Source organism: Quisquiliibacterium sp., assembly GCF_982640115.1.
In genome coordinates this window covers 1-6812 of the sequence record NZ_CEXFHW010000198.1, presented here as the reverse complement: position 1 = coordinate 6812, position 6812 = coordinate 1, and the positions used below count along the sequence as shown (strand labels likewise).

Below are 6812 nucleotides of genomic sequence, written 5' to 3'. Positions count from 1 at the left end.
TCCGGCGCTGCGTCGCCGCCGACTTGAAACCCTGCAGGTCAATCTCGGGTATCGCTGCAATCAGAGCTGCCTGCATTGCCATGTGAACGCCGGTCCGAATCGCACCGAGATGATGGACGCGCCAACCATCAACACGGTGCTGGCGGTGCTGCGCGCCCGGAAAATCAGCACGCTCGATCTCACCGGCGGAGCGCCCGAACTCAATCCCCATTTCCGTGATCTGGTTGCCGATGCCCGTGCCCTCGGCACGCGGGTGATCGACCGCTGCAACCTGACCATTCTTTCGGAGCCGGGTCAGGCCTCGCTGGCGGATTTTCTGGCCGGGCAGCGGGTGGAAATCACCGCCTCCCTGCCCTGCTATTCCCCGGCCAATGTCGACCGGCAGCGCGGCAATGGGGTATTCGAGCGCAGCATCGCGGGTCTGCAACAGCTCAATGCGCTCGGCTACGGCAGGCCCGGTACCGGACTGGTGCTCAATCTGGTCTACAACCCGCAGGGCCCCAGCCTGCCGCCAGCCCAGGGGCCACTCGAGGCCGATTACAAGCGCGAACTGCGGCAGCACTTCGGCATCGAGTTCAACCACCTGTTCGCGCTGGCCAACATGCCGATCCAGCGATTCGGCAGCACGCTGCTCAGCCACGGCCAGTTCGATGCCTACATGCAGCTGCTGCGGTCGGCCCATCGCCCCGAGAACCTGGACACGGTGATGTGCCGCAGCCTGATCAGCGTCGACTGGCAGGGCAATCTCCATGACTGCGACTTCAACCAGATGCTGGGCATGCCGGCTGGCCTGCGGGGGCAGACCCGCGCGCATCTGCGCGATCTGCTCAAGGTCGACGCAGAAGATTCCCCGATCCGGGTGGCCGGGCACTGCTACGGCTGCACCGCCGGGCAGGGCAGCAGCTGCGGTGGCGCACTGGTGCCCGAGGCGTCCGATGGCGCTCAGGCGCCGGCCCAGTCGCAGGCTGCGATCGGGGTCGCCACCTGATGCGCCGCGGCCGCCGCGCCCTGCCCTGGCTGGGCGCGCTGCTCGCGCTCGCCGGTGCCGTGGCGCTCTACCGCCACGGCGAACTCGCGCGACTGCTCACCCTCGAGCAGTTGCAGTCCAGTCACGCCGCGCTGCTCGGCGCCTACGAGGCGCGACCGCTGATCACGGTGCTCGCCTTCTTCGGCGTGTATGTGCTCGCGGCGGCGCTGTCGATTCCGGGCGCCGTGATCCTCACCCTGGCCGCAGGGGCGATCTTCGGTCTGGGCCTTGGCCTGCTGGTGGTCTCGTTCGCCTCGAGCCTGGGTGCGTTGCTGGCCTTCCTGGCGTCGCGCTACCTGCTGCGTGATCTCGTGCAGGCGCGCCTGGGCAAGTCACTGGCCCCGATCAACCAGGGGGTCGCGCGCGAAGGCACCGCGTATCTGCTCACGCTGCGGCTGGTGCCGGTGTTCCCGTTCTGGCTGATCAACCTGCTGATGGGTCTCACGCCGATGGGCGCGGGCCGCTTCTACCTGGTGAGCCAGATCGGCATGCTGGCCGGCACGGCGGTCTATGTGAACGCCGGCACCCAGCTTGCCGCCATCCGCTCGGCCGGCGACATCCTCTCGCCCGGGCTGCTCGGCAGCTTCGTGCTGCTGGGCCTTTTTCCGCTGCTGGCCTCACGCGCCGTGGCCTGGGCGCAGGCGCGCCGCCAGTATGCCCGCTGGCCGCGGCCGGCCCGCTATGACCGCAACCTGGTGGTGATCGGGGCCGGTGCCGGCGGGCTGGTCACCGCGTACATCGCCGCGGCGGTCAAGGCCAGGGTCACGCTGGTGGAAGGCCACCGCATGGGCGGTGACTGCCTCAACTCGGGCTGCGTGCCCAGCAAGGCGCTGATCCGCTCGGCCAGGCTCGCCCACCAGCTCCGGCAAGCCGAGGGGTTCGGCATCAGTGCAGCCACCGGCACGGTGGACTTCGCGGCGGTGATGCGGCGCGTGCACCGGGTGATCGCCGATATCGAACCCCATGACTCGGTCGAGCGGTACACGGCACTCGGTGTGGAGGTGCTGCAGGGACATGCCCGCATCGTCAGCCCCTGGTGCGTCGAGGTCACGCTGGCCGATGGCGCGGTGCAGCGCCTGACCACGCGCAGCATCGTGATCGCCGCGGGTGCCAGCCCGGTGGTGCCGGCAATTCCGGGGCTGCGCGAGGCGGGCTTTCTCACCAGCGAGAACCTGTGGTCGCTGACCGAACTGCCGCGCCGGCTGGTGGTGCTGGGCGGCGGGCCGATCGGCTGCGAGCTGGCGCAGAGCTTCGCCCGGCTCGGGTCCGAGGTAACCCAGGTGGAGATGGCGCCCCGCGTGCTCGCCCGCGAAGACCCCGAGGTGGCCGAGCAGGTGGCCGCGTCCCTGCGTGCCGACGGCGTCAGGCTGCTCACCGGTCACCAGGCGCTGCGGGTTGAGCAAGACGCGCAGGGCCGCCGCCTGATCGTGGGCCAGGATGGCCAGGAGCATGCGCTGGCCTTCGACCAGATCCTGTGCGCGGTGGGCCGCTCCCCGCGGGTGACCGGCTACGGCCTGGAAGAGCTCGGCATCCCGCTCGGCGAGCGCGGCACCATCCAGACCAATGCCTGGCTGCAGACCCTCTATCCGAACATCTACGCGGTGGGCGATGTGGCCGGCCCCTACCAGCTCACCCATGTCGCGGCCCATCAGGCCTGGTATGCCGCGGTGAATGCGCTCTTCGGGCGATTCCGCCGGTTCAGGGCCGACTACTCGGTGATCCCCTGGACCACCTTCACCGATCCCGAGGTGGCGCGTGTGGGTTTGTCGCAGGCCGAGGCGGCCGCGCAGGGCATCGCCCACGAGGTCACGCGCTATGACCTCGCCGACCTCGATCGTGCGATCGCCGACGGCGTCGCGCACGGCTTCGTGAAGGTGCTCACCGTGCCCGGCAAGGACCGCATCCTGGGCGTGTGCATCGTCGGCGAACATGCCGGCGAGCTGCTCGCCCCCTGGGTGCTGGCCATGCGGCACGGCCTGGGCCTGAACCGCATCCTGGGCACCATCCACACCTACCCCACCCTGGCCGAGGCGAACAAGTACGCCGCCGGCCAGTGGAAACGCGACCATGCACCGCAGCGGCTGCTGCGCTGGGTGGCGCGCTATCACGACTGGGAGCGCCGATGAGCGCCGCGCACACCGTTCAGGCACCGCAGGCGGCCCAGCCCCAGGCCGATCCGCCGCAAGTCCGCCCGCCGCAAGACGACGCCCCCGGCCGGACCTGTCCGCTGCATTACCGCTATCAACCTGACGTCTTCGCCAGCCCGGCGCCGGCCGATCTGCAGGATCTCGAAGTGCTCTATGTCGTGGGCGGCCTGTACGGCAATCCGCTGGCGCTCGACGCGGTGCTGGCCCGGTTCGATCGGGAGTCCGGCCGCAAGTGCCTGGTCTTCAATGGCGACTTCCACTGGTTCGACACCGATCCGGCGCTCTTCGCGCAGGTGCAGCGTGGCGTGCTGGCGCACCGGGCCCTGCGCGGCAATGTCGAGACCGAGCTTGCCGCGCCGCCGCCCGACGAGGGCGAGGACCCGGGCTGCGGCTGCGCCTACCCCGAGTGGGTGGGCGACGCGGTCGTGGCGCGCTCCAACCGCATCCACGCCCGCCTTCGGCAGGCGCCGAGCGCCGCCGAACGCGCGCAACTGCAGGCATTGCCGATGTGGCTGCGCGCCGATGCGGCGGGCCTGCGGATCGGCATCGTTCATGGTGATGCGCAGTCGCTCGCCGGCTGGGGCTTCGCCCAGGAGCATCTGCGTGACCCCGCCCACCTCGACACGGTGCGCGACTGGTTCGCGCGCGCGCAGGTGGATGCCTTCGCCTGCACCCACACCTGCCTGCCGGTGTTCCAGCAGCTGGGGCTGGCCGGCGATGGCCGGCACGGCTGGGTGTTCAACAACGGCGCGAGCGGCATGCCCAACTTCAGCGGCGACACCGCCGGGCTGCTCACCCGGATTGCGACCACGCCGGTCAGCGGCGAGACGCGCCGCTTCGGGGTGCGCGTGGGCGAAGCCCACATCGACGCGATCGCGCTCGACATCGACCAGCACCGCTGGCGGGACACCTTCCTGCGCCAGTGGCCCGCCGGCAGCGACGCGCACGCCTCGTACTTCGAACGGATCTGCCGCGGGCCCGACTATGCGCTCGCCGACGCGGTGCGCCACGCGGCGCAGGCGCCGCTCAGTGCGGCCAGTCGAAACGCGGCGGCTTGCGGTCCATGAAGCGGGCCACCGCCTCGAAGAAGTAGTCGCTGTTCAGGCAGGCCGCCTGACCCGTGCCCTCGAGGCGCGCCATGGTGGCGTAGTCGGACTCGAGCGACTGGTTGGTGAAGAGCTTGGTCATGGCAAGCGCCTGGGGCGAGCCCTGTGCGAAGCTGCGCGCCATGGCCATCGCAGCCTCGATGACCGCAGAAGGCTCATGCACCGAGTGCACCAGGCCCAGCGTGCTGGCCTCTTCCACCGAGACCACCCGCGCGGTCATCATGATGTCCTTGGCGCGGCGCTGACCGATCATGCGCGGCAGCAGGTAGAGCGCCGCGAGGTCGGGCAGCGCGCCGATACGGTTGAAGGCCATGCAGAAGCTCGCCCGCGGCGAGGCCACGATGAAGTCGCAGGCCAGCGCCAGCGAGAAGCCGGCGCCAAAGGCCGGGCCGTCCACCGCGGCGATCACCGGCATCTCGAGGTTGTAGAGCTTCTCGAACCAGGCATGGCTGCGGCTCATGCGCCGGCGGATGCCCTCGACATCGCGCACCGGCGAACCATCGGGGTTGCGACGGGAGGTCAGCGCGCGCAGATCGCCGCCCGCGCAGAACACCCCCGGCGAGCCGGTGATCACCAGCGCCCGCCAGTCATCGCTGCTGGCGGCCAGGCGCACCACCTCGTCGAGATCGTCCTTGAGGTCCTGGGTCATCGCGTTGCGGCTCGGCGCATCGGTCATCGTCAGGCAGGCGATGCCCCCCGACACGCTGAGCGTCGACTTGCGCAGGGCGCGGGAGACCGGGGCCGGAATGGTGGGCACTGCGGGCTGCATGGGACGCTCCTCCAGGGGATCGGCCGGGGACGCGCGCCCTGGCTCGATGCATGATTCTAGGAGTGCATGCGCCGCTGATGGCGGCCGACAAAGAAAAAGGCCGCTGGGCAGCGGTCTGATGTCTTCATTTTCCGGCGGGGCGGAACATGCTTCATCACAAACCACCTGAGCTTTACAAGGACAAGTAGATCAAGCTCTTGGGGTCCGATTCATCTTTCTAAACGTTGAGACATCTTCTCGTAACGAGCGTTTTCAGAATCCGTGTTTTAGGGTGATGCGGAATTCGAACCTGATAGGTTGCCCCACCGTGCCCTTTGGACCCTTTGTAGAAAGTCGTCAGGGAACCGCCAATTGGTGCACAGAGACGTTTCGTGCGCGAAGTTGTCGCCGATCAGTTAAGCGTTTAGCCAATTCAGCGTTTTTCGAGTGTCTTCTCGAAAAATTTCACGACTTCTGAATTAAAGCCAACATGGAACGCTGCCCGATCGAAGCCCGCCTGACTCGTGCAGATTGCAGGGGCCAACGATGCGAGCGCAGCGCTGCAGGGGGCCAGGAAATCGAAGTGACCGGCATCTGCAACGACCCGATAGTCCGGCGCTTCGGGTAGCGCCTGTCGCACCGCCTCCGCATATCGCGGGTGCGGTGCCAAGGTGTCATACTCGGCTCGCCAGAGTTGCACAGGCACCTTGACGTTTTTCAGGCTGTCCTGCGAGAACGTGAATCCAAGCGCTGGCGCAACGACCACTGCCGCCTTGATACGTGCGTCGGCAACCATTGCGGTGACAGGCACGACGCGCGGGTTTCCACTCTTGGCCACCAACTGGCATGCGAAGTCGCCGGGATACTCCTTGCACATCGGAATGATCTTCGTTAAGTCCGGGACGCCACCGATGATTGCAAGCGCAGTAAATCCGCCTGCGGAATGGCCAAACATGCCGACGCGCTGCGGGTCGATCACCACACGCCCCTCCCAGGTTGACAGCATGTGGTCGATCACACGGCTGACCTGCCTTGGCCTATCCATGATGTCGGTGCTGCGACTCTGGTCTGCGTAGTTGTCGCCTGTATGGTTCATGGCCACCACAACAAAGCCCGCGTCTGCGAGCGCAATGGCTGTGTCGAAATGTCCGAGGTTGGAACCGCCCGTTCCGTGGGACATCACGATCATGGGCAATGCCTTGCCGTTCACCGGCGCGTTGATTGCGACCGTCATCGTCGTCGGGCCCATCGAGACGGGTTTGGCAACGGTCTGGCTCGGATACCAGATACCGATCACGATTGGATTGCCACCCGGGTCGGCTGCGGCTCCTTGCTGGAAGCCGGCAGCATTGACAAATGTGCCGATGAGCAGGATCGCCATCGCGGCGACGCTGGACAACAACTTCGACTTACTGGTTTTCATGGCACGGCAGCAAGTTATGGAGTCAAGCGCGAGTGTCGCACGACAGCGAGGCAAGTCATGCACTTTGCGACGAAGCAGTGGGTCGGGTACGACCCTGCGGCAACGCATTAGGCGGCTGGCGGGTATTGGACGCATCGCGAGAGGCAGGTCGTGGCCGAAAGCAGCCCATCCTTTGTGATGCACCAACCCGCCCCGCTGAGAAAAAACGCGTAGCCAAACGGTATGAACCTGTATGAAAACACTTCGTACTGGCATCAAGGAGCAAGTCCATGGCTACCAACAACACCTCATCTTCGAACCCACGGGCTGAAGAAATGGGTGACGTGCTGGACGCCCTGTCCAGTGGCATCGCCAAAACCGC

The 6812-nt window shown here is 67.1% G+C and carries 5 protein-coding genes; 3 read left to right on the top strand and 2 right to left on the bottom strand.

What is annotated here, in order from left to right:
- The 3 genes from arsS to AC2H6A_RS16835 form a co-directional block, all read left to right on the top strand.
- Positions 1-988, top strand: a 988-nt coding sequence (gene arsS, locus AC2H6A_RS16845; RefSeq protein WP_484274873.1) for an arsenosugar biosynthesis radical SAM (seleno)protein ArsS, incomplete at its 5' end; no start/stop codon positions are given.
- Positions 988-3153 carry an FAD-dependent oxidoreductase gene (locus AC2H6A_RS16840; protein WP_484274872.1) on the top strand — a complete coding sequence of 722 codons (2166 nt, stop codon included), beginning with the start codon at positions 988-990 and terminating at the stop codon, positions 3151-3153. The genes arsS and AC2H6A_RS16840, both read left to right, overlap by 1 nt.
- Positions 3150-4241 carry a hypothetical protein gene (locus AC2H6A_RS16835; protein WP_484274871.1) on the top strand — a complete coding sequence of 364 codons (1092 nt, stop codon included), beginning with the start codon at positions 3150-3152 and terminating at the stop codon, positions 4239-4241. The genes AC2H6A_RS16840 and AC2H6A_RS16835 overlap by 4 nt, the downstream gene beginning before the upstream one ends.
- On the opposite strand, the gene AC2H6A_RS16830 is transcribed toward AC2H6A_RS16835, so the two are convergent.
- Together AC2H6A_RS16830 and AC2H6A_RS16825 are read right to left on the bottom strand one after the other, a co-directional pair.
- Positions 4201-5049, bottom strand: coding sequence for an enoyl-CoA hydratase/isomerase family protein (locus tag AC2H6A_RS16830; protein ID WP_484274870.1), 849 nt, complete (start codon positions 5047-5049; stop codon positions 4201-4203). The two genes, AC2H6A_RS16835 and AC2H6A_RS16830, sit on opposite strands and share 41 nt — an antisense overlap.
- 412 nt (positions 5050-5461) lie before the next feature.
- Positions 5462-6451 carry an alpha/beta hydrolase family protein gene (locus AC2H6A_RS16825; protein ID WP_484274869.1) on the bottom strand — a complete coding sequence of 330 codons (990 nt, stop codon included), beginning with the start codon at positions 6449-6451 and terminating at the stop codon, positions 5462-5464.
- Positions 6452-6812: the final 361 nt, after the last annotated feature.